Origin of the sequence: Streptomyces sp. NPDC050504, assembly GCF_044458065.1 — a bacterium.
Lineage (GTDB): Bacteria > Actinomycetota > Actinomycetes > Streptomycetales > Streptomycetaceae > Streptomyces.
In genome coordinates, this window is sequence record NZ_JBITHO010000001.1 from 885,804 (window position 1) to 906,939 (window position 21,136).

General features: G+C 74.2%; 13 protein-coding genes. 7 read left to right on the forward strand and 6 right to left on the reverse strand.

Annotated elements, in window-relative coordinates; genetic code table 11:
• Window positions 1-49: 49 nt before the first annotated feature.
• A complete protein-coding gene (locus ACIBNE_RS03675; RefSeq protein ID WP_399269091.1) occupies window positions 50-3,106 on the reverse strand; it encodes a CHAT domain-containing protein in 3,057 nt (1,018 codons plus the stop codon).
• Window positions 3,107-3,280: 174 nt separating this feature from the next.
• Between ACIBNE_RS03675 and ACIBNE_RS03680 the strand changes: the two genes are divergently transcribed.
• The 3 genes from ACIBNE_RS03680 (at window position 3,281) to ACIBNE_RS03690 (ending at window position 7,991) form a co-directional block, all read left to right on the forward strand.
• On the forward strand, window positions 3,281-4,384 hold the full coding sequence (locus ACIBNE_RS03680; RefSeq protein WP_399269093.1) for a methyltransferase: 1,104 nt from the start codon (window positions 3,281-3,283) through the stop codon (window positions 4,382-4,384).
• Window positions 4,385-4,794: 410 nt separating this feature from the next.
• Entirely contained in the window at window positions 4,795-5,682 is an 888-nt protein-coding gene (locus ACIBNE_RS03685) for a peptidoglycan-binding protein (RefSeq protein ID WP_399269095.1), read from the forward strand.
• Window positions 5,683-5,990: 308 nt separating this feature from the next.
• The gene (locus ACIBNE_RS03690; RefSeq protein WP_399269097.1) at window positions 5,991-7,991 is read left to right on the forward strand and encodes an ATP-binding protein; all 2,001 of its coding nucleotides are present in this window, start codon (window positions 5,991-5,993) and stop codon (window positions 7,989-7,991) included.
• A gap of 355 nt (window positions 7,992-8,346) precedes the next feature.
• Here the strand turns inward: ACIBNE_RS03690 and ACIBNE_RS03695 are convergent, their stop codons facing one another.
• From ACIBNE_RS03695 to ACIBNE_RS03710, 4 genes are all read right to left on the reverse strand, one after another.
• Window positions 8,347-10,632 (reverse strand): ATP-binding protein, encoded by a 2,286-nt coding sequence (locus ACIBNE_RS03695; protein WP_399269099.1) that lies wholly within the window; start codon window positions 10,630-10,632, stop codon window positions 8,347-8,349.
• 190 nt (window positions 10,633-10,822) lie between these two features.
• Complete coding sequence (locus ACIBNE_RS03700) at window positions 10,823-11,722, reverse strand: dienelactone hydrolase family protein (protein ID WP_399269101.1); 900 nt, start codon at window positions 11,720-11,722, stop codon at window positions 10,823-10,825.
• 63 nt (window positions 11,723-11,785) lie between these two features.
• Window positions 11,786-13,324, reverse strand: coding sequence for an FAD-dependent oxidoreductase (locus ACIBNE_RS03705; protein ID WP_399269103.1), 1,539 nt, complete (start codon window positions 13,322-13,324; stop codon window positions 11,786-11,788).
• A gap of 17 nt (window positions 13,325-13,341) precedes the next feature.
• Complete coding sequence (locus tag ACIBNE_RS03710) at window positions 13,342-14,253, reverse strand: diiron oxygenase (protein ID WP_399269106.1); 912 nt, start codon at window positions 14,251-14,253, stop codon at window positions 13,342-13,344.
• Window positions 14,254-14,615: 362 nt separating this feature from the next.
• Here ACIBNE_RS03710 and ACIBNE_RS03715 point away from each other — a divergent pair, with 362 nt between their 5' ends.
• Window positions 14,616-15,869, forward strand: a complete 1,254-nt coding sequence (locus tag ACIBNE_RS03715) for an exo-alpha-sialidase (protein ID WP_399269108.1) — start codon at window positions 14,616-14,618, stop codon at window positions 15,867-15,869.
• Between the two features lie 45 nt (window positions 15,870-15,914).
• Here the strand turns inward: ACIBNE_RS03715 and ACIBNE_RS03720 are convergent, their stop codons facing one another.
• The gene (locus tag ACIBNE_RS03720) at window positions 15,915-16,307 is read right to left on the reverse strand and encodes a hypothetical protein (RefSeq protein WP_399269110.1); all 393 of its coding nucleotides are present in this window, start codon (window positions 16,305-16,307) and stop codon (window positions 15,915-15,917) included.
• Window positions 16,308-16,414: 107 nt separating this feature from the next.
• Between ACIBNE_RS03720 and ACIBNE_RS03725 the strand changes: the two genes are divergently transcribed.
• The 3 genes from ACIBNE_RS03725 to ACIBNE_RS03735 all read left to right on the forward strand — a co-directional run bounded on the left by ACIBNE_RS03725 (window position 16,415) and on the right by ACIBNE_RS03735 (window position 21,104).
• Entirely contained in the window at window positions 16,415-19,276 is a 2,862-nt protein-coding gene (locus ACIBNE_RS03725; RefSeq protein WP_399270054.1) for an AAA family ATPase, read from the forward strand.
• A gap of 108 nt (window positions 19,277-19,384) precedes the next feature.
• Window positions 19,385-20,284: an NAD-dependent epimerase/dehydratase family protein gene (locus ACIBNE_RS03730; protein ID WP_399269112.1), complete on the forward strand. Its 900-nt coding sequence runs from the start codon at window positions 19,385-19,387 to the stop codon at window positions 20,282-20,284.
• Complete coding sequence (locus tag ACIBNE_RS03735) at window positions 20,277-21,104, forward strand: MBL fold metallo-hydrolase (protein WP_399269114.1); 828 nt, start codon at window positions 20,277-20,279, stop codon at window positions 21,102-21,104. Before ACIBNE_RS03730 ends, ACIBNE_RS03735 begins: the two co-directional genes overlap by 8 nt.
• Window positions 21,105-21,136 lie beyond the last annotated feature (32 nt).

Consider the following 21,136-nt stretch of genomic DNA (forward strand, 5'->3'; position numbering starts at 1 on the left):
CGACCGCGCATGCGCTACAGGCGCTACGGTCCCGCATGCGCTACGGGCGCTACGGCCCCACATGGATGTGTCCGGCCCACAGCGCGGGGAAGTTCGGGTACCGCTCCCGCGCGGTGAGCGTCGCGCGGTGCACCGCCGCGGCACCGTCCACCGCCCGCCCCGCGCCCTGCGGCGCGGCCGCCAACTGCTCGTACACCTGTGTCGCGAACTCCGCCCCCACGTGGTCGTCGAGCAGCCAGAGCGTGGCGATCACCTGCCGGAACCCGGCGAGCTGGAACGAGGACGCGAGGTGGATCGCCTCGTCGTAGAGCCGGTGCCCGGGGCGGGCCGTCGAGCACGACGAGAGGTAGGCCAGTTCGGCGTTCCTGAGCCGTAGCCGGGAGATGTCGGCGACCGAGAACGACCTGCGCTCGTGGTCGTGGAGCAGCAGACGGCCGCGCGACGGCGCGTCCGGCTCCGTCACCGCGTGGCACGCGAAGTGCGCCCAGGAGCGCCGCGACAGTTCGGCCAGGACGTGCCGCGCGTCCGCCTCGCCGTCGGACAGCACCCGGGCCCGGGGGAACGCGGCCCGTACGGCGTCGGCCTCGGCGGGCGCGCCGTTCAGCGGCGCGGCGCCCGGAGTGTCGCGCAGCGCCACGACCAGCGGCCGGGGCACCGACCTCTCGGGCTGCCGGGCGCGAGCCGCACGCAGCGTACGGACAGTCGGTACGTACGAGGAGACCGCCCGGTCCAGCAGGTTCGCCGGAACCGCCCCGCCCTTGCCGCCGCCGCCGACCGCTCCGCCCTTGCTGCCGTGGCGCCCCGCCGAATGCACGGGCAGCAGGGTCAGCGGTCCGGTGGGCACCCACCACACGCGCGCGGGGTCCGCGCCCGGCGGCGGGGGCCGCAGGTCCAGCGCCTCTGCCACCGGCGCGGCCACCGCGTCCCACAGCCAGGCCAGCACCCCGGCGAAGCGCGCCTGGGCCGCAGGGTCCAGCAGATGCTCCGGCCGCACGGCGTCGACGGTCGTACGGACCTGTTCGTCGACGGCGTCGAGCGTGACGCCGGGCAGCGGTACGGTCCGTACGCCGTCGGCCTCCAGCACGATCGCGTCCGACCGGTAGGGGCTGACGTTCAGGAAGACGATCGGCCCGTCGGCGGCCGTCGCGCGCAGCGCCGCGACGTCGGGGCCGCGGGCGAAGCCTTCGAAGCCGGGCCGCGACCGGATGTCCGCCAGCAGGGCGTCCCACTGGGAGGCGAGGGCGCGGCGGGCCTTGCGGCCGTTCTCCCGTTCGAGGACCTGACGGGACACGGGGGCCAGGGCCCCGGCACTCCGCCCTTCCGGAATCCCACTGACTTCACCCTCACCCTCAGGTTCAGGGTGAGACTCGCTGTCTGGATGATCCGAATGATTCGGATGAATCGCGGCATTCGGGCCATCGGAGTCATCCAGATCATCCGGGCCGTCCAGATCATCCGGGCCGTCCGGTCCGTCAGGCTCCACCGGCTCCGTGCCCAGCGGAGATTCAGGCGCTGGCACGCCGTCCAAAGTATCCCGAGTGTCCCGTAATTTCGTGAACTGGTCGGCGAGCGACGGATGGTGGTGCCGCAGCGCCGTCAGGTCCGCACGGTCGTCCAGGACCCGGCCCAGCAGCACTCCGCGGCCCTGCTCCAGCAGCGCCACGGCCTTCTCCGGCTGCCCTGCGGCCAGGGCGCAGGCCGCCGCGTTCGCCGCGATGCCCGCGCCCTGGCCGAGCCGGTGCTCCTGGTCGGGGCGGTGCAGCTCGCGCGCGGCGAGGCGGGGCAGCAGCTCGATCACCCCCTCCAGGGCGGTGACCGCCTCGGCGTACTCTCCCGCCGTCGCCGCGATGTCGCCCCAGACGACCCCGGCCGCCACCCGCGCGGGAACGTCCGCCACCGGGCTGGTCGCCGCGGACCTGGCGGGCGGCACCGCGTCCTTCAGGTCCGCGGCCCTCGCCCCTTCGGCCCTGCCGTCCGCGCGGTGGCGGCTGTGCAGCGCGAGCGCGAGGTTCAGCTGGTGCCCCGCGCGGGCCGGGTCGTCGGCGGGCGCGTTCTTCGCCGCCTCCCGTGCCAGGGCGACCGCCTCGTCCAGCTCGGCCGCGTCGGGCGTGTGCTCGTAACGGACGCGCAGGGCGAGCGCGAGATTGTTCAGGCAGGTGTCGTACAGGCGGTACTCGGGGGGCATGCGCTGGGCGGCCTGCCGTCCGACCGTCAGCGCCCGGTCGAGGTCGGCCCACCGGCCCGACCGTCCGTACCGCTCCACGAGCAGTCGGCACAGGGTCGTCAGATGGACCACGCGCACGAAGGGCCGGTCGCGCGAGCGCGTGGTGCGCACCGCGAGCTCCAGGGTCTCGATCGCCTCGTCCAGGTCGTCGGCGCGGCGCTCGCGCTCGAAGCGGCTGCGCAGCACGGCGGAGAGCTCGCCGAGGCAGCTGACGCGGTCCTCGGAGTGGCGCGCGGCGGCCACCGCCTCCCGGCTCACCGCCAGGGCCTCCGCGAGGTCGGCCGCGTCCCCGAAGTGGTCGTGGCGCAGCCGCAGCGCGCAGCTCGTCTGGGACAGCAGGACGCCGCGGCGCGGCGCGCGGGCCGACGCGGACCCCGCGACCTCCCGGCCGGTCGTCACGGCCTCGTCCAGGTCGTCGGCATCGCGCAGGCGTTCGTACCGGCCGCGCAGCGCCATGACGAGGTTCGCGGCGTACTCCGTCCTGGCCCGCTCGCCCCGGCTGGATCGGACCGCGGACCGCAGCTTGTCGACGCTCGCGTCGAGGGCTCCGACGTCACCGGCGCGGTCGAAGCGGCTCAGGTTCGCGCGGCCGGCCAGATAGTCCTCGGCGGCCTTGGCCGGATCGAGGCCGGGGTCCCGGCCCTGCCTGAGGCCGGTCCACACGAACCGCATGCCGAAGGCGCAGAAGCCCGCCGTCGCCAGGGCGACGGCGGTCGGGTGGATCCATGGCAGCGGCAGGTCCCGTGCGTTCTCCGCAGTCAGCCCCATCGTCCCCGCGAGCAGGCCCGATCTGCGGACGTTGCGGTTGAGGTGACGATCGCCCAGCGCCCCGCAGCAGAACACCAGAAGACCTTCGAGCAGCACGAAGACGGCCAGCCACATGCGCGCCAGGCTAGCCACCGCACGGACGCCCCGTGCGCCGCTTCCCGGCGTCCCGCCCGTCCGGGTGAAAGGCGCGCCCGCCCGCGCCGCGAGCTTTCAACCTCCTTGTTCAGTAGCCTAGTTGGCCTCATTCGGTGATGCGGATCGCCCGTGGGAACGGGAAGGGGTGCGGAGATGGCTGTGGGCAGTGAAGGCGACCGTCCGTCAGGGTCTGCCGAGCGGGGGCCGCTGGTGCGGCTGCTCTTCGGGAGCATGGCGGCCCAGACCCTGCGCGCCGCGGTCGGGCTGCGGGTGGTGGAGCTGATCGGCGACGGCGAACGGACCGCGGCCGAGGTCGCCGAGGCGGCCGGCACCCAGCCCCAGGCCACGCTCCGCCTGCTGCGCGCCCTGGCGGGCCTCGGCGTCCTGCGGGAGGGCGGGACCGGGCCCGGAGCCTTCTCCGTCGCGCCGACGGGCGCGTTGCTCGATCCCGCGCACCCCGAATCGGTCACCTCGCTGGTCACGATGTTCACCGAGCCGATGATGCTGCGGGCCTGGGAACACCTCGACGTGAGCGTACGGACGGGCGGCACGTCCTTCGACCCGCTCTTCGGCAAGGGATTCTTCGCCCACCTCAAGGAACACCCCGAGCTCTCGGCGGAGTTCAACACGGCGATGAGCCAGGGCACCCGGGAGACCGCGGCCCTGCTCCCCGGCCTCTTCGACTTCGGCCGCTACGGCACGGTCGCCGACATCGGGGGCGGCGACGGCACGCTGCTGGCGGCCGTCCTGAACGCGCACCCCCAACTGTGCGGTGTCGTCTACGACAGTGCGGAAGGGCTCGCCCAGGCGCCCGGCACGCTGGCGCGAAGCGGCCTCGGGGAGCGGTGCTCCCTGGTCGCGGGGGACTTCTTCCGGTCGGTTCCCGAGGGTCTCGACCTCTACCTGCTCAAGAGCATCGTCCACGACTGGAACGACGAGCAGGTGGTGACGATCCTGGGCCACTGCGCCACCGCCCTTGCTCCGCGGGGGCGCGTGCTGATCGTCGAGCAGGTGCTGCCGCGGACCGTGCCGGTCGGGCAGGTCGGGCAGGTCGGGACGGCGTATCTGACCGACCTGAACATGCTGGTGAACGTGGGCGGCAGGGAGCGCACCCGCGCGGACTTCGACGCGGTCTGCGCGCGGGCGGGCCTGGAGGTCGTCTCGGTGGCCCCGCTGCCGGAGCCGAACCCGTACTCGCTCATCGAAACTCGCGTGGCAACCCGTGTGGCAAACGGTCTTCACAGGACCTTCCCTTGAGGTAGTCGGCACACCTCTTGTTCCTCAACTCCCTTTCCAGCAAGCTGCGTTGAACACTCAAGCATCAGGAGTCGCAAGCGCACCGCACGGCCCGGACGGTCAACCGGGCGGGTGTCGAAACGGCCAACCGGACGGGTTTCGAGGGGAAGCGGAGCCGCCGGTCCTCGGCCGCCCGGCGCCCGCGGCCACGGCGTTTCGGTGCCCGCGTAGGTATACGGACGGTCGGCGTACCGAGAACCGGTGCACGGGCGGCGGGCGCGGTGGCCGCCCGGCGCCGCCCGGTACGCGTACCGCACAGGCCCGTAGCGGCCCCGGAATACGTACCGCACAGGCCCCCGGTGCCCTGGTGCGCGTACCGAATCCGGCCCCGATGACCACCGGGCCACCGAGAACACCTAGGGGGAAATCCGATGGCCACACCGCTGACCGCGGCCAAGCTCCTCGCGGCGCTCCGCGCCGAGGGACTGACCGTCCACGAGGTGCGCGAGTGGCGCACCCACAACCGCAACTCCAAAGGGCCCTGGGGCCCGACGCACGGCGTGATGATCCACCACACCGTCACCTCGGGCACCGCGAGCTCGGTGGCGCTCTGCTACGACGGCCACTCCAGCCTGCCGGGACCGCTGTGCCACGGCGTCATCGACAAGAAGGGCGAGGTGCACCTCGTCGGCAACGGCCGCGCCAACCACGCGGGGCTCGGCGACGGGGACGTGCTGCGGGCGGTGATCGACGAGCGGGAGCTGCCGCCGGACAACGAGGCCGACACCGACGGCAACCGGCACTTCTACGGCTTCGAGTGCGTCAACCTCGGCAACGGCGACGACCCGTGGCCCGCCGTGCAGCTGGAGGCGATCGAGAAGGCCGCCGCCGCGATCTGCCGGGCGCACGGCTGGAGCGAGCGCTCGGTGATCGGCCACAAGGAGTGGCAGCCGGGCAAGGTCGACCCGCGCGGCTTCTCCATGGACTCGATGCGGGCGCGCATCGCCGCCAGGCTGCGCGACAGGCCGGACCCGGCCCCGGCCCCGAGGCCCCCGTCCAGGCCCGCGGGCTACGAACCCTTCCCCGGCGCGGCCCTGTTCCGCCCGGGGCAGCGGCACGCCGTGATCACGGCGATGGGCCGCCGCCTGGTCGCCGAGGGCTGCGGACGCTATGCCGAGGGCCCGGGGCCGGTCTGGTCGGAGGCGGACCGCAGGTCGTACGCGGCGTGGCAGAAGAAGCTCGGTTTCACCGGCGAGGACGCGGACGGCGTACCGGGCAGGCTCAGCTGGGACAAGCTCAAGGTCCCCCGGGCGCGCTAGGCGCATCGACCCGCACGGCGGGCGGTCCGGCCACGGGCCCGAAGCCCGTCGCCGAACCGTCCGCCCGCCCCTACACCGGGATCCGAGCTCCGCCGAACACAGAATCGGCTGTCAGTAGCTGGCACGGAAGTTCGAAGGTTCGTCGCGCTGTGTGAACCCGTGACCAGCGACGACACCTTGGGGCCGACACCGCGTTGGAAGCGTGTGGCACGGCAGCAGAAGTGACGATTCTGCGCATGGGGTTGCCGACCTCCTAGCAGCGGTGCCACCGCTCGGCGAAGCCCTATCCAGGTGGAGGAACCGGAACAGTGTGGAAGTGTGTCGGCAGGCCCGGAGCGCCGTCCGCGTACGACGAAAGAGGAGCCGACGAGGCGCCGCACGGCGCCCTCGTCGGCCGGAAACGGGAAGTCGCCGACCTCCGCGCGCTCCTCGCCGAGCACCGCCTGGTGACGGTGACGGGCGGAGCGGGCGTCGGAAAGAGCCGACTCGCCGACGCGGCCGTACGGAACGCGGCGGACATGCCGTGGCGGCGCGTCGTCCGGGTCCGCGCCCAGAGCAGCGGCCCCGGCGCGCCCGGCACGCTCGCCGCCGCCGTACGGCAGGCGTTCACCGGCATGGTCCCGCTCCCCAAGACCGCGGGCCGCGCCCGGCTCGACGAGCTCCGCGAACTGGTGGCCGCCCAGCCGGGCACCGACGTCCTGCTGCTCCTCGACGACGTCGACCCGTTCCACCTGGAGTGCCTGGGCGTCGTCCAGAGCCTGCTGATGGCCGTGCCGAAACTGCGCGTCCTGGTGACGTCGCGCCGCTCCCTGGGGCTCGGCGACGAGCACGCGTACCGGCTCGCGCCGCTCAGCACGCGCCCGCCCGGGACGGGCGGCGGGCACGCGCCAGCCGTGGAACTCTTCCTGGCCAGGGCGCGGAGCGCCGTCGACGGCTTCTGCCCCGACGCCGCCGCCCTGCGCACGGTCGCGGCCGTCTGCCGCTCGCTGGAAGGCTTCCCGCTCGCCGTCGAACTGGCCGCGCGGCAGCTCGCCCGCTACGGCCTGGACGACCTGGCGGACCTGCTGGAGCGCCACCAGTGCTGGCTCGACGACCCCCGTCCGCACCTGGGCAGGCACCGCTCGCTGCGCGACGCCCTCGGCGCGGGCTACGTGCTGTGCGGACCGTCCGTACGGACCGTGTGGAGCAGGGCCAGCGTCTTCGTCGGGGCCTTCAACGAGTCGGCAGCCGTACTGCTGTGCGCGGGCGGCACCGTGGAACCCCACGAAGTGCTCGGCTGCATCGCCCAGTTGACGCGCATCGGCGTCCTGGAGGCGCTCCGCGACCCCGGCGGGCTGCGCGAACCCCGCTACCGGATGACGCGCGCCGCACGGGACTTCGGCACCGAGCGGCTGCGCGACGCGGGGGAATACGAGGTCGCGCTGCAACGCCGCATGGTCCACTGCTGGCAGATCGCGGCCGTCGCCGAGAACCTGTGGGGCACCGGCAGCCAGGCGCAGGCCGTGCAGCTCTTCCGCGAGGAGGAGGACGACATCAGGGCCATGCTCCGGTACGCCCTCGGCCACCCCGAGCACGCGGCCGTGGCCCTCGACACCGTCGTCAACCTGTGGTTCTGGTGGGCGGTGCACGACGCCGCCGAGGAGGGCCGCGGCTACCTCCTGCACCTGCTCCCGATGTGCCCGGCCGAGAGCCCGCAGGTGATGCGCGGCCGCTGGCTCATGGCCTGGCTCAGCGCGGGCAACGACCCCCGCGCGGCCCGCGCGCTGCTCGGCCGCGCCTGGCCCGCGGCGGTCATCGCGGGCGACGACGCCACGATCGGCAGGATCGCCCTCGTGCTGGGCACCATCGCCCTGTACGAGGGCGACCCGCGCACCGCCGCCGAGCACTTCGCGGAAGCCGTGGACACCATCCCCGAACTGGCGCCCGGCGGCCCCTCCCAGGCCGTGGGACTCGCCGCCCTCGCCGTCGCCCAGGCGTTCTTCGCGCCCGCGGCCGCCCGCCGCGCCGCCCATCGCGCACTGACCGGGCCCGGCCTCAGGAACGACGCCTGGGCCTGCGTCATCGCCCGCTACGCCAAGGCGCTCGTCGACCACCTGGAAGGGCGCGGCGGACGGGCCCGGAGCCGGGCGCGGCGGACGCTCGCCGCACTGGACGACAGCGTGCCCGCGCCGCACAGCTCGGCGGCGCTGCGTCGGCTGATCGCGGACATCGAGGCCGGGGTCCAGGGCTCGCCGCGCGCCTTCCCCGTACCGCTGCCGCGCACGGTGGTCGTCCTTCCGGTGCACGCCGGGGTCTCGGGCGCGCCCTGACCGGACCGCCGGGCGGGAGAAGGGCCGGGCGTGGCGCGCACGGCAGAGGCACAGGGCGAAGAGGCGTGCGGCTGTCCCGCCGACGAGGGCAGCCGCACACCTCGCGCGCCGCCCCGATGAGCCGCGGTACCGGACGCCTGTAGCCATGCGAGCCGTGGGGATGACTGACATTGCCCGCGTCCGGGCCCGCTGCTCCTTGTGAGCTCCGGGCGACAGGAACAGCATTCAACGAGCACCGACGTCCCGGCATCCGTACTCCGCACAGATCGGTATGCCTAGGTGTGCGGGGAGCGCGGCGGGCCGCGGGCCCCGACGTCCTTACCGGCGTACGTATACCCATGCGAACCGCATCCCGTCACTCCTCCAGGATCCGGGTGATGTCGCCCCGCGAGGTGATGCCGAGTTTGGCGAGGATCCGCTCGACGTGGGTGTCGGCGGTCCGTTTGGAGATGACCAGCCGTTCCGCGACCTCCCGGTTGGACAGCCCCTGCGCCACCAGCACCGCCACCTCCCGCTCCCGGGGCGTGAGCGGCGCCGCCTCGGTGGACTCCCGGCGCGCTCCGGGCACGCTGCGCAGCGCGGGCGGCACGTCGACGTCCGCCCGTACGGCCTCCAGCACGTCCGTTCCCGACAGCCGGGCCCCGAGCCCGTACCAGCGTTCGTACGCGGCGGGGCCGAGCGCGTCCCTGACGTCCCGCTGCACCGCCTCCTGCTCCTCCAGGAGCGAGGGCAGCATCGAGACCGGGTCACCGGTCAGGCGGCGCGCGCTCTCCGCGTACCCCAGCAGCCACGCCGCCCGCGTGTGCCGCCCGCTGCGGGCGCAGTGCCAGGCCAGGCCCAGACAGCACAGCGCCGCGACCAGCACGTCACCGACCTCGCTCACCGCTTCCAGCGCCTGCCGCAGCGGCGGCGCGCTCTCCTCGTGCCGGCCCGCCAGCCACAGGACCATGCCCTGCACCATCAGCGTGGACGCGTAGAGCTGCCGGTCGCCGGTCTCCCGCAGGAAGTCCAGGCCCACCTCGCACAGCCCCAGCGCCCCCTCGACGTCCCCGAGCACGGCCCGCAGCAGTGCCGCCTCGTAGTGCACGACGCCCATGCCCAGCGGGTCCTGCGCCGCCACGATCCGCAGGCGCCCCCGCTCCAGCTCGACGAGCCCTTCCTCCTCCTCGCCGCACAGCGCCCGCATCGCGCCCAGGTACGGCTCGGTGAACATCTCCACCCGTTCCTCGCCGCACCGCACGGCCGCGTCCCGGGCCTGCGCGAACCGTTCGGGCGCCGACAGCAGGTCGCCCGTCCACACCGCGAGCACCCCCGTCATGAGCAGCCCCCAGGCCCGCTCGGCGCACTCCTCGGGCACCAGGTCGAGACCCTTGTCGATCCAGTACCGCCCCTCGGACAGCGTCCCGAGCGCCCGCCAGAACGGCGCGAGCTGCGCCGCCAGCCACAGCCCCTCGGGCGCGCGGCCGTCCAGGGCGTAGGCGTACTGGAGCGCGGCGCGCAGATCGGCGACCTGGGCACGGCCCTGCCGGTACAGCTCCACCTGCGAAGGCGTCAGCAGGTCGTCCCAGAGCCGTCTGCCCAGCTCCCGGTAGTACGCGAAGTGCCGCTCGCGCACCGCCGTCGAGCCCTCCGTCCCGGCCAGCCGCTCGGCGCCGTAGTCCCGGATCGTGTCGAGGAGCCGGTACTGCTCGCCGTCCGCGCCGACGCGCTGCACCACCGACTTGTCGACCAGCCCGACCAGCGCCTCCAGCACGGCGTCCGACGGCAGGTCGCCGCCCGCGCACACCCACTCAGCCCTGGGAAGTTCGAAGGAGCCCGCGAACACCGAAAGCCGCGCCCACAGCAGCCGCTCGGCCGGGGTGCACAGCTCGTACGACCAGTCGACCGCCGTACGCAGCGCCTGGTGCCGTCCCAGTGCGGTGCGCCGCCCGCCGGTCAGCACCCCGAAGCGCTGGTCGAGCCGGGCCACGAGCTGGGCGAGCGGCACCGCGCGCAGCCGCACCGCCGCCAGTTCGAGCGCCAGCGGGATACCGTCCAACCGGTCGACCAGCGTGCGCAGTTGGGCCCTGTTGGCGTCGGTGGCGCAGAATCCCGGCACGGCGGCGGACGCCCGCTGCACGAAGAGTTCCAGCGCGTCGCCAGAGGCCAGCGGCGCGAGTTGCACACAGCGCTCGCCCGGCACGTCGAGCGGCTGCCTGCTGGTGGCCAGCACGCACACGTCGGCCGCCTCGCGCAGCAGCGTGTCGCAGAGCATCGCGCACGCGTCGATCAGGTGCTCGCAGGTGTCGAGCAGGATCAGCAGACGGCGGCCCTGGAGGTGCGAGACGACGGCGTCCAGCGGCTGCATGCCCGGCTGTTCGGGCAGCTCCAGCACCGAGGCGAGCGTCGCGGGCACCAGTTCGGGATCGTGCAGCGCGGACAGTTCGGCCAGCCACACCCCGTCGGGGAACCTCTTCCCGAGCCCGCCCGCGCCGCGCAGCGCCGTGCGGCTCTTGCCGACGCCGCCGGGCCCCACGAGGGTGACGAGGCGCGACGAGTCGTACGCCTCGCGCACCCGCGTCAGGTCCTCGGTCCTGCCGACGAAACTGGTCGGTTCGACGGGGAGTTGACCGCCGCGCCGCTGTCCGAAGCCGAATCCCATGGAGACCTGCTCCCGTGCCGTGGCCCTCGCCGCCGTACACGAAAATCCAGCGGCCCTGACACAGCAGGGTAGGCGCGCGGGAGGGGCGCGGATAATGGGGCGGTACACGCGGTTCCGGTCCGCGCCGGGCGCACGGGAGCGACGGCGCGTCCGTTCGGGCGCCCCCTCGAAAATGGGTGCTCGGGGTGATCTACGGAGTCGCGGGCTCACCGGACTTCTCGTCGGACGCGCCCTGCCCGCCGTCGGGCTCCGCGGCGGGTACGCCGGCGCCCTCGCCCAGCAGCCGCGTGCGGAACAGGTCCAGGACCTCGTCCAGCGCCGCCCTGGTCGGCTGCCCCGGTGCGTCGACCAGGTGCTCGGTGAGGACCGAGTGGGGTTTGAGCAGGGCCTCGGGGTTCGCGTCCGCGTCGTCCAGCTCGACCGCGACGAAGGCGTCCCCCAACTGCGCGCGCAGGAAGCCGAAGCGGCCGTCGGGCACGAACGTGTCGCTCCGGAAGCGCAGTCCGAGCACCTTGAGCCCGTCGCGCTCGCAGCGGCCCTTGACCACGGCCAGGTCCTCGGGCGAGATGTCGATGGTGCGGGCCCTGCCCGTGGTGATCGCCAGCGGCAGCGAGGGCTGTGCGAGCACGGGCGCGAGCAGCCGCTCGTCGGTTGCCATCGCCAGCGCGAACCCACCGGTGAGGCACATGCCGACCGCGCCGACGCCGGGGCCGCCGCACCGCTCGTGCTCGGCGGCGGCGAGCGCGCGCAGCCAGTCCACGACGGGCGAGGTGCGACCGGTGGCCAGGACCGTGAACTCGCGGCTCACACAGACCTTCAGCAGGGTGGAGGCCCCGTAGCGCGCGGTCGCCAGCCTGCCGTGGGCCTTGGGGTGGGGGTCCACTCCGGGTCTGCCGAACAGCACGGGCAGCACCGCCGTGCACCCCGCGTCCGCGACCCGCTCGGCGAACTCCAGCACCTTGGGCGTGATGCCGGGAACCTCCGCGATCACGACGACGGCGGGCCCCGTGCCGCGCCGCAGGACGTCGTGGGCGGTGCCCCCGTGCGCGAAGGTGCTCCGCTCGAACCCCGAGAGGTCGTGGTCGGCCATGCGTGGTCTCCTTCCGGTTCGCGGTGCGAACGGCGTGCGGGGAATTCCGGGGCGGCGCGGCGGTCAGCGCCGGCGCTTGACCAGCCGCCGGAACGCCCTGGGCCTCCCCGTGGGCGCGGTCAGCGCGCCCGCCACGGCGTCGGCCAGCAGCGTACCCACCGTCTCCGCCGCGCAGCCCCGGTTCGCGCCGATGCCGCCGGACGGGCCGCGCTTGATCCAGCCCACCACGTACGTGCCGGGCAGCCCGCGCACGCGCCCGCGCTCGTGCGGCACGGTTCCGGTGGACTCCTCGAAGGGCAGCCCGGGGACGGGCACCCCCCGGTAGCCGATCGCCCGCAGCAGCAGCCCCGTCGGGACCTCCACACCGTCCTCGGCGCCGTCGTCCGTGACCCGCACGGCACGTACGGCGCCGTCCCCCACCGCCGCCACGGGCGCGGAGTGGAAGCGCAGGACGATGCGCCGCCCTCCGGCGGGCGGCAGCGACCAGTCGACCGCGCGGCGCGGCACGTCGCGCAGGACGGCCGCCCTGTCGCCGGGCGCCGCCGCTTCGATCGCCCGGCCGGTGCGCGGGTCGGAGTCGTCCACGACCAGTTCCACGCCCGGCAGGTGCCGCAGCGCGAGCAGTTCGGAGCGGCTGTACGCGGCGTCCCGGGGCCCGCGCCTGCCGAGCACCACCACTTCGCGCACCGTGCTCGCGCGCAGCGCCGCCAGCGCGTGCGGCGCGATCTCGGTGGCGGCGAGGGCGTCCGGATCGGAGACGAGGATGCGGGCGACGTCGAGGGCGACGTTGCCGTTGCCGACGACGACGACGCGCTCGCCCGACAGCTCGACCGCGTCGGCGGGGACCTCGGGATGGCCGTTGTACCAGGCGACGAACGCCGTCGCGGCGGCGCTGCCCGCCAGGTCCTCGCCGGGGATCCCCAGACGGCGGTCGGTGGAGGCGCCCACCGCGTAGATCACCGCGTCGTGGTGCGCGGCCAGTTCGTCGGCGGTGACGTCACGGCCGACCTCGATCCCGAGGTGCGTGCGCACCCGGGGGTGGGTGTGGAAGCGGGCGAAGGAGTCCTGGGCCTTCCTCGTCGCGGGGTGGTCGGGCGCCACTCCGTACCGCAGCAGGCCGCCCGCGACCGGCAGCCGGTCGATCAAGGTGACCTCGGCGGGGGTGTGCAGCAGCAGGTCCTGGGCCGCGTACATCCCGGCGGGGCCCGTGCCGACGACGGCGACCCTGAGCGGCGCGAAGTCGGACGGCAGGGTGCGCTCGAACGTCGGGGCGCCCCAGGCGTGGAAGTTGGGGCCGTCCTCGACGGGCGCGGGCTCGACGCCCTCGAAGCCGACGCCCTCCACGTCGACGCCCTCGAAGTACGCGGCGTTGATCGAGGCGTACTCCCGCTGGGAGGGCAGGAGCCGGTCGACCGGGAAGATCGCGTCGACGGGGCAGGCGTCCGCGCAGGCGCCGCAGTCGATGCAGGTCTTCGGGTCGACGTGGAGCATCTCGGTGCTGCCGAAGGCGCGTTCCTCGGGCGTCGGGTGGATGCAGTTGACCGGGCAGACGGCGACGCAGGTGGCGTCGCTGCAGCAGTTCTGGGTGATGGCGTAGGGCATGGCGTCGTCCGGTCCGCTCAGATCAGGTGGGCGCGCTTGTAGAACGCGAGGGCGGGCCTGGTGAGCAGTCCGGCCGAGGCCAGGAAGTCCATCAGGCCCGAACAGCTGGAGCGCATCATGGACTTGTGGTGCTCATTGGCGGCGGCCTCGCGCAGCGCCCGCTCCCGGTCGAGGCCCGCGTTCGCGTACACCTCCTTGTTCACCATGCTGGTGACGATGAAGTACGAGGCGACCGCGATGAGGAGCGCGCTGGTCTGGCGGCGCGCCCAGCCGGCCTTCGCCATGCGCTTGCGCGTCTCGTCGCGCGCGAACTTCATGTGCCGCGACTCCTCCACGACGTGGATGTTGTTGATCGTGCGGACGAACGGCACGACCCGCTCGTCGCGCATCCAGTCGCGCTGCATGACGTCGAGCACCTCCTCGGCGACGAGGATCGAGGCGTACGCGGACTCGCCGAACCCGACGGTCTTGAAGAAGCGGCCGAGTTCGACCGCGAGCCTGCGCGGCCGGTACGCGGGAGCGCCCAGCTTCTTCGCGCCGCGCGCGAACATGATGGAGTGCCGGCACTCCTCGGCTATCTCGGTGAGCGCCCACTGGAACGTGGCGGTGGTCGGGTCCTTGGCGTAGATGTCCCGCAGCACCAGCTGCTGGAGGATCATCTCGAACCAGATGCCGGTGCTGGCGACGGACGCCGCCTCCTGCCGCGTCAGCTCCTTGCGCTGGGCGTCGGTCAGTTCGCTCCAGTAGGCCGTGCCGTACAGCGTGCTCCACTCGGGGCTCGCGCCGTGGAAGTCCTCGTCGAGCGGGGTCTGCCAGTCGACCTCGGTGGCGGGGTCGTACGAGAGCGTCGCCGCGGATGCGAGCAGCCGCTCGGCGACTTCGTCCCGGGGCTGGTGCGGGGCGCTTGGCTGGGCGGCGGTGCTTGCCATGGTGCGGCTCCTCGATTCGCGCGTGACGGGGCGTGCGGGCACGGAGGTCTGCGGGGCGGGGGAGGCCGGAGTGCGGCGCGTGTCCCGGCTCCTTGTTAGACGGACCGTATAACAAGGGCCCGGGGTCGGCCTACCCCCGAGTAGGGAGAAGTTCCGGCCCCGTGCGGCGGCCGCCGCACGGGGCGGGCGGGGCGAAGGGCCGCGGCACCGGGGGTGACCAGCGACGGGGCACGCGGGTTCGATATCTTCACGTCCGGTTCGCACGGAGTTGGGTGCGGCGGCCGGAAGCGTCTGATGCCTTGGTACGCGTCCGTGCACGAGATCGTCGAACGGCCCGCCCAAGGGCCCGAGGAGCGTCGAAGTTGAGTTCCACTCGCCTGGCCGTCGCCGCGGCAACCGCCCTGACCGCGGCCCTCACCACCCTCGCCGTGCCGAACGGCACGGCCGTCGCGGCGGTGGTCGACCCCGCGAAGTCCGCGGCCCAGTACCACCGCGAGTTCGCGCTGTTCCGCAGCGCCAACATGGCGTCCCCCGACCGCCTCGCCTCCGGGGTCGGCTTCCACTCCTTCCGCATCCCCGCCGTGGTCAAGACCGCCAGCGGCCGGATCCTGGCCTTCGCCGAGGGGCGGCGGCACGACAACCGCGACTACGGCGACATCAACCTCGTCTACAAGCGCACCCGCACCACGACCGACCACGGCGCCGACCCGGCGGACTGGGAGTCCCTGAAGGAGGTCGTCGGCTCGGGCAACGGCACCTGGGGCAACCCGACCCCGGTCGTCGACGGCGACACCGTCTACCTGTTCCTGTCGTGGAACGCGGGCGACCGCAGCCAAAACGGCGGCGACACCCTCCCCGACGGCACCGTCACCAAGAAGGTCGACTCCACCGAACAGGGCCGTCGCCGCCTGTTCCTGACCACCAGCACCGACGACGGCGCCACCTGGACCACGCCCAAGGACATGACCGATCGGCTCACCCCGGCAGGGCAGGCGTGGGACGCGGTCGGCCCAGGCAACGGCATCGTGCTGCGCTCGGGCGAACTCGTCGTGCCCGCCCAGGGGCGCAACATCGTCGGACGGGGTCCCGCGGGCAACCGCACCTGGACCTATCAGGCTTTGAGCGGCGCGGGCAGCGAGGGCACCATCGCCCAGACGCCCGACGGCAACCTCTACCGCAACGACCGGCCCTCCGGCAGCGACACCCACCGCAAGGTGGCGCGCGGCACGCTCGACGGCTTCGGCGCGTTCAGCAAGGACACGGGCCTGCCCGACCCCCGGTGCGAGGGCTCGGTCCTCTCGTACAACCTCGACGCGCCCGCCCGCACCCTCTTCATGAACTCCGCGTCCACCGACAGCCGCAGGGCGATGCGGGTGCGGATCAGCTACGACGCCGACGCCCGCACCTTCACCTACGGCCGCGCCCTGAGCGACGCGCCGGTCAGCGGGGCGGGGCACGAGGGCGGCTACTCCAGCATGACGAAGACCGCCGACTACAAGATCGGCGCCCTCGTGGAGTCCGACTTCTTCAACGACGGTACGGGCAAGGACTCGTACCGCTCCGTCGTCTGGCGCCGCTTCAACCTCTCCTGGATCCTCAACGGCCCGAACAACTGAAGCCGCGGGGGAGGGCGTTCGGCATCCTCTTTGCCGGCCTCCGTCCTACCAGAGGGTGGACGGTCCCGAGAGGACCCAACCGGCGTCGGTCTGCTTGATCCAGAAGCCCAACGCCACCTCGATCGTCCGCTCGCGGTGGACCACCTTGACGTAGAAGCCGTCGCCGCTCTCGCCCCAGCTGAATTCCCCGAGACCCAGCTCGCGGAGCCACGAAAGGTCCTGCTCCCACGGGGCGGGAGCAGGGCCGCGCCCCGCCCGGTCGTCATCGGCGCCCGCTCCGACCGAGCCGGTCCACAGCGCCCTGAGCACGTGCCGGAGCGACGTGTGCTCGACGAGCCGCTCGGCCTCGCGGGTCCTGCCCGCTCGGAGCAGGCCGAAGTAGCGGCCGACGAGCGCTTCGACGTCGGTCTTGGCGGGGTGCTCCGTCCAGATCCTCACCCCGTGATCATAGGAAGCCCCGGGCGTCCGGCGCACGGTCACCGGCCCGCGTGCGCGGTCATGATCACTAATAGGGTGGGGCGTCTCGAAGGAGGGGGAAAGTGCTGATGACCGACGCGGTCTGGGCGGGCGCCGTCGACCGGCGGCCCGCCGGTCTCAGTGGCCGGGACCACGAACGGGACGTCCTGGACGGACTCCTGGCGGGGGCGCGGGAGGGCAGGGGCGGCGCCGTGGTGCTCCTCGGCGAGGCCGGCTCGGGAAAGACGGCGCTGCTCGACCGGTGCGCCTCGGCGGCCGCTGACGACGCCCTGCTGTTGCGGTGCACGGGCGTCCAGTCGGAGGCGGCGCTGCCGTACGCCGGTCTTCAGGTGCTCCTGCGGGGCACCCTGGACCGGGTCAGGAGCCTGCCGGAGCGCCAGTCGCTGGCGCTGCGCGGGGCGATAGCGCCCGACGACGCGCCCGCCGGGGACCGCTTCCGGGTCGGGGCCGCGACGCTGGGCCTGCTCGACGAACTGGCCGAGGAACGCCCGGTCGTGGCCCTGGTCGACGACGCGCACTGGCTGGACCTGGAGACCGTGGACGCGCTGCTGTTCGCGGCCCGTCGCCTCGGCGTGGGGCGGGTGGCCGTCGTGTTCGCCGCGCAGGAGGACTCGGCGGCCTTCGACGGCGCCCCTGGCCTGCCGACGCTCCGCCTCGGTCCGCTGACCGACGCGGAGGGAACGGCGCTGCTGGCCGCACGGGCGCCCGACCTGCATTCCTCCGTGAGCAGCCGGGTCCTGGGGCTGGGGCGGGGCAATCCGCTCGCCCTCGTCGAACTCGTGGAGGCCCTGACGGCGGCCCAGCGGAGCGGGAGCGAGCAGCTCGACGCACGGGAGATCGCCGTCCTGCCGGCCTCGTGGCGGGTGCGGCGGATCTTCGACGAGCGGATCCGCGCGCTGCCCGCGCCGACGCGGCTGCTGCTGACGGTCGCCGCCGCGGACGACACCGGTGACGTGGCGCTGGTGGTGGCGGCGGGCGAACGGGTGGGCGCGGCCGCCGGGGACCTCGGCCCGGCGGAGGCGGCGGGCCTGGTGAGCGTGTCGGGGCGGCGGCTGCTGTTCCGGCATCCGCTGGCGCGGGCCGCCGCCTACCAGGGGGCGGTGCTGGTCGAGCGGACCGCCGCGCACCGGGCGCTCGCCGAAGCGGCGCCGGTCGCGGGGGACATGGGCCGCCGGGCCTGGCACCTGGCCGCGGCGACCGTCGGCTACGACGAGGAGGTCGCCGCCGAACTGGAGCGCAGCGCCGAGCTGTTCCGTTCTCGGGGCGGCCGGGCGGCGGTCGCCGCCGCCTACCGGCGGTCCGCACGGCTCACCGAGGACCAGGAAGCGCGCTCGGTGCGGCTGACCGCCGCCGCGGCCGCCGCGGCCGAGGCCGGACAGGTGGAGCTCGCGGGGACGCTCGCCGACGAGGCGGCGCCGATGGGCGGTCCGTCGGCGGTCGCCCGGCTCGCCAGCGTCCGGGCGGCGCTCGAACACGGGCAGGGCCGCGCGGAGTCGGCGCGTCTGCTGCTCGTCGACGCGGTGTCCGAGGTGACCGCGGACCGTCCGGCCACGGGGGCGTGGCTGCTGTTCGAATCGGCGGCGATGGCCTGGGACGCGCCGGACCCGGTCGCGGCGGCTCGGGACACCCGGGAACGGACGGCCGGTCTGGACTTCGGCGGGCATCCCGTGCACCGGGGCGCGGCCGGGGTGCTCGACACTCTGGCGGGCGATCCGGAGGGCGGGGCGGCGGCGGTACGGGAGTTCGCCGCGTACGTCGTACGGACCCGGCACGAGCGGAGCCTGACCGAACAGGTGCGCCTGCACGGCTGGGACATGCTGCTCGGCGAGTACCGCACGGTGCACGACGAGGCGGTCGCCCTGGAGCGGGAGTGCCGGGCGGAGGGAGCCGTCGGGGTGCTGCCGCGGGTGCTGCTGCGACTGGCGCGGCTGCGGCTGTTCCTGGGCAGGCACCGGGACGCGTACACGACGGCGGTCGAGGGCCTGGAGATCGCCTGCGACACCGGCCAGCGCCATCTCGCCACGATGCTCAGCGGCGTCCTCGCGGTGCTGGCCGCGCTCGAAGGGGAGGAACCGCCCGGTCCGGCCGGTCCGCCTGGTCTGCCCGGTCCGGCCGGGGCCGACGGGCCGGACGTCGGCGGTCGGCCGGACGGCGGGCGGCGGTCCGCAGGGCGGCCGGGCCCGGACCCGTACCCGGACGTCGCGCCGATCCCGATCTGGCTGGCCAGGGCGCAGGGCCTGTTCGACCTGTGCCTCGGCCGCTACGACCGGGCGCTGCACCGCTTCGCGGACCTGACCGGCGGCCCGCACCGGCACCTCATGGTCTCCGTGCACAGCCTGCCCGACCAGGTGGAGGCCGCCGTCCGGATCGATCGGGCCGCCGACGCAGGACGGGCGGCCGAACGTTTCGCGCACTGGGCCGGGGCCACCGGAACCGCCTGGGCGGCGGCGGTGGAACTGCGCTGCCGCGCCCTGCTCGCCGCCGACGCCACGGGGGCGCAGGAGTACTACGAGCGTGCACTCGCGGCCCACGAGGGCGACGGCCGCCCCTTCGAGGAGGCGCGCACCCGGCTGCTGTACGGGGAGTGGCTGCGCCGGGCGAAGCGCAGGGCCGCCGCCCGGGAGGCACTGACCGCGGCGCTGGAGTCGTTCGAGCGGATGCCTGCGGCGGCGTGGGCGGACCGGGCCCGCACGGAGCTGCGGGCCGCCGGTGCCACCCCGGCCGCCCCGGCGGCGGGCGCGGACCTCGTGGGCCGGCTGACCGCACAGGAGCTGCGGGTGGCCCGGCTCGCGGCGACGGGCCTGAGTAACCGGGACATCGGGGCGCGCCTGTTCCTGAGCCCGCGCACGGTCGGCTACCACCTGTCCAACGCCTACCCGAAGCTCGGCGTGACGTCGCGGGCCGCCCTAGGAGCGCTCGACCTGGGCTGACGTGTGCCCACACCCCGGCACGGCACCCAGGTCATTCGACGGATCCGCGGGTCGGGGCGGTGTCCCTACTGTTCTTCCGTTCTCGGACAAGTCAACTGGGGAGAGTTCATGAAGGTCCTGGTACTCGGTGCCACCGGCTACATCGGATCCGCGGTGGTGTCACGGCTGACGCGGGAGGGCCACGAGGTGGTGCCCCTGGTCAAGAACGCGGCCGCGGCGAGCCCGGACGCGCCGGTGCGGGTCGGCGACCTGACCGACCCGCAGTCGCTGCGCGCGGCGGTGACGGAGGACGTGGACGCGGTGGTGAACCTGGCCACCCCGACCGGTGACGAGGCGGTGGACGCCGCCGCCCTGGAGGCGCTGGTCGCGCCCCTGCGCGGCACGGGACGCGCGTACGTCTACACCAGCGGCGTGTGGGTGCTCGGCGCCACCGGGGACGTCCCGCTGGCCGAGGACGCCGACACCGACCCGATCGCGATCGTCGGCTACCGGCCGCGGATCGAGCAGCGGGTGCTGGCCGCCGCGGGTGACGACGTGCGGGCCGTGGTGATACGCCCGGGGATCGTGTACGGCCGGGGCGGCGGCATTCCCGGCCTGATGACCGGCTGGGCCAGGGAGCACGGCACGGGCCGCTACGTGGGGCAGGTCGCGACCCGCTGGCCGATGGTCCACGTCGACGACCTCGCCGAGCTGTACGTCCTCGCGCTGACCAAGGCGCACGCGGGTGCCCTGCTGCACGGCGTGGCGTGGGAGTCCGTCCCGGCGGCCGCGGTCGCGGCGGCCGCCGACGTCGCCGCGGGCGGCACCGGCCGGGCCGAGCCGTGGCCGCGGGCCGAGGCGGCCGAGGTGCTGGGGGAGCCGTTCGCCGAGGCGCTCGCGCTCGACCAGGTGGTGTCGGGACGCCGCGCCGTCGAGGAACTGGGCTGGCGGCCGAGCCGTCCGTACGTCCTCACCGACCTCGCTGACCTCACCGACCGCACCGACCTCGCCGGAGGCAACCGTGGCTGACACCACCCTTCCGGGGCTTCCGATCTGCCGCACCTGCGGCACCCAGTACGCCGCCGCGCGTCAGGACTGCCCGGTCTGTCTGGACGAGCGGCAGTACGTGGGCCGGGACGGCCAGCAGTGGACGACGCTGGCCGGATTGCGCGAGGAGGGCCACAGCGGCCACTTCGAGGAGCAGGGGCCCGACGTGCTCGGCATCGGCGTCACCCCGCAGTTCGCCATCGGCCAGCGGGCCCTGCTGCTGCGCACCGCCGCGGGGAACGTGCTGTGGGACTGCGTGCCCTACCTCGACGACACGATGGTGCGGGCCGTCGAGGAGCTCGGCGGCATCGACCACATCGCCATCAGCCACCCGCACTTCTACTCCTCGATGGTGGAGTGGGCGCACGCCTTCGACGCGCCGGTCCACCTGCACGAAGCCGACCGCCAGTGGGTGGGCCGCCCGGACCCGGCCGTGCGGTTCTGGAGCGGGCGCACGCTCCGCCTCACCGACGAGGTGACCCTGATCAACCCGGGCGTGCACTTTCCGGGCAGTGCGGTGCTGCACTGGAGCGCGGGCGACGGGGCGCTGTTCACGGGCGACGTGGTCAACGTCTGCCCGGACGCCCGCTGGGTGACCCTCATGTACAGCTACGCCAACCACATCCCGGAGCGTCCGCAGGCGGTCCGCGCGGCGGCGGACCTGCTCGCCGGATACCGGTTCGAGCGGCTGTACGGCGCGTGGTGGAACAGGGTCGTCACCTCCCGGGCGAACGAGGTGCTGGCCCGGTCCGTCGAGCGCTACCTCCGCTTCGCGCAGGCCGGGGCCGGGGTCCCGGACTAGCGGCGGTCCGTCGGCGGCGGGCCGGGGCCGCG

Coding starts and splice junctions, on each gene's coding strand:
- ACIBNE_RS03675 (WP_399269091.1), bottom strand. CDS start 3,106: ATGTGGCTGGCCGTCTTCGTGCTGCTCGAAGGTCTTCTGGTGTTCTGC.
- ACIBNE_RS03680 (WP_399269093.1), top strand. CDS start 3,281: ATGGCTGTGGGCAGTGAAGGCGACCGTCCGTCAGGGTCTGCCGAGCGG.
- ACIBNE_RS03685 (WP_399269095.1), top strand. CDS start 4,795: ATGGCCACACCGCTGACCGCGGCCAAGCTCCTCGCGGCGCTCCGCGCC.
- ACIBNE_RS03695 (WP_399269099.1), bottom strand. CDS start 10,632: ATGGGATTCGGCTTCGGACAGCGGCGCGGCGGTCAACTCCCCGTCGAA.
- ACIBNE_RS03700 (WP_399269101.1), bottom strand. CDS start 11,722: ATGGCCGACCACGACCTCTCGGGGTTCGAGCGGAGCACCTTCGCGCAC.
- ACIBNE_RS03705 (WP_399269103.1), bottom strand. CDS start 13,324: ATGCCCTACGCCATCACCCAGAACTGCTGCAGCGACGCCACCTGCGTC.
- ACIBNE_RS03710 (WP_399269106.1), bottom strand. CDS start 14,253: ATGGCAAGCACCGCCGCCCAGCCAAGCGCCCCGCACCAGCCCCGGGAC.
- ACIBNE_RS03725 (WP_399270054.1), top strand. CDS start 16,415: ATGACCGACGCGGTCTGGGCGGGCGCCGTCGACCGGCGGCCCGCCGGT.
- ACIBNE_RS03730 (WP_399269112.1), top strand. CDS start 19,385: ATGAAGGTCCTGGTACTCGGTGCCACCGGCTACATCGGATCCGCGGTG.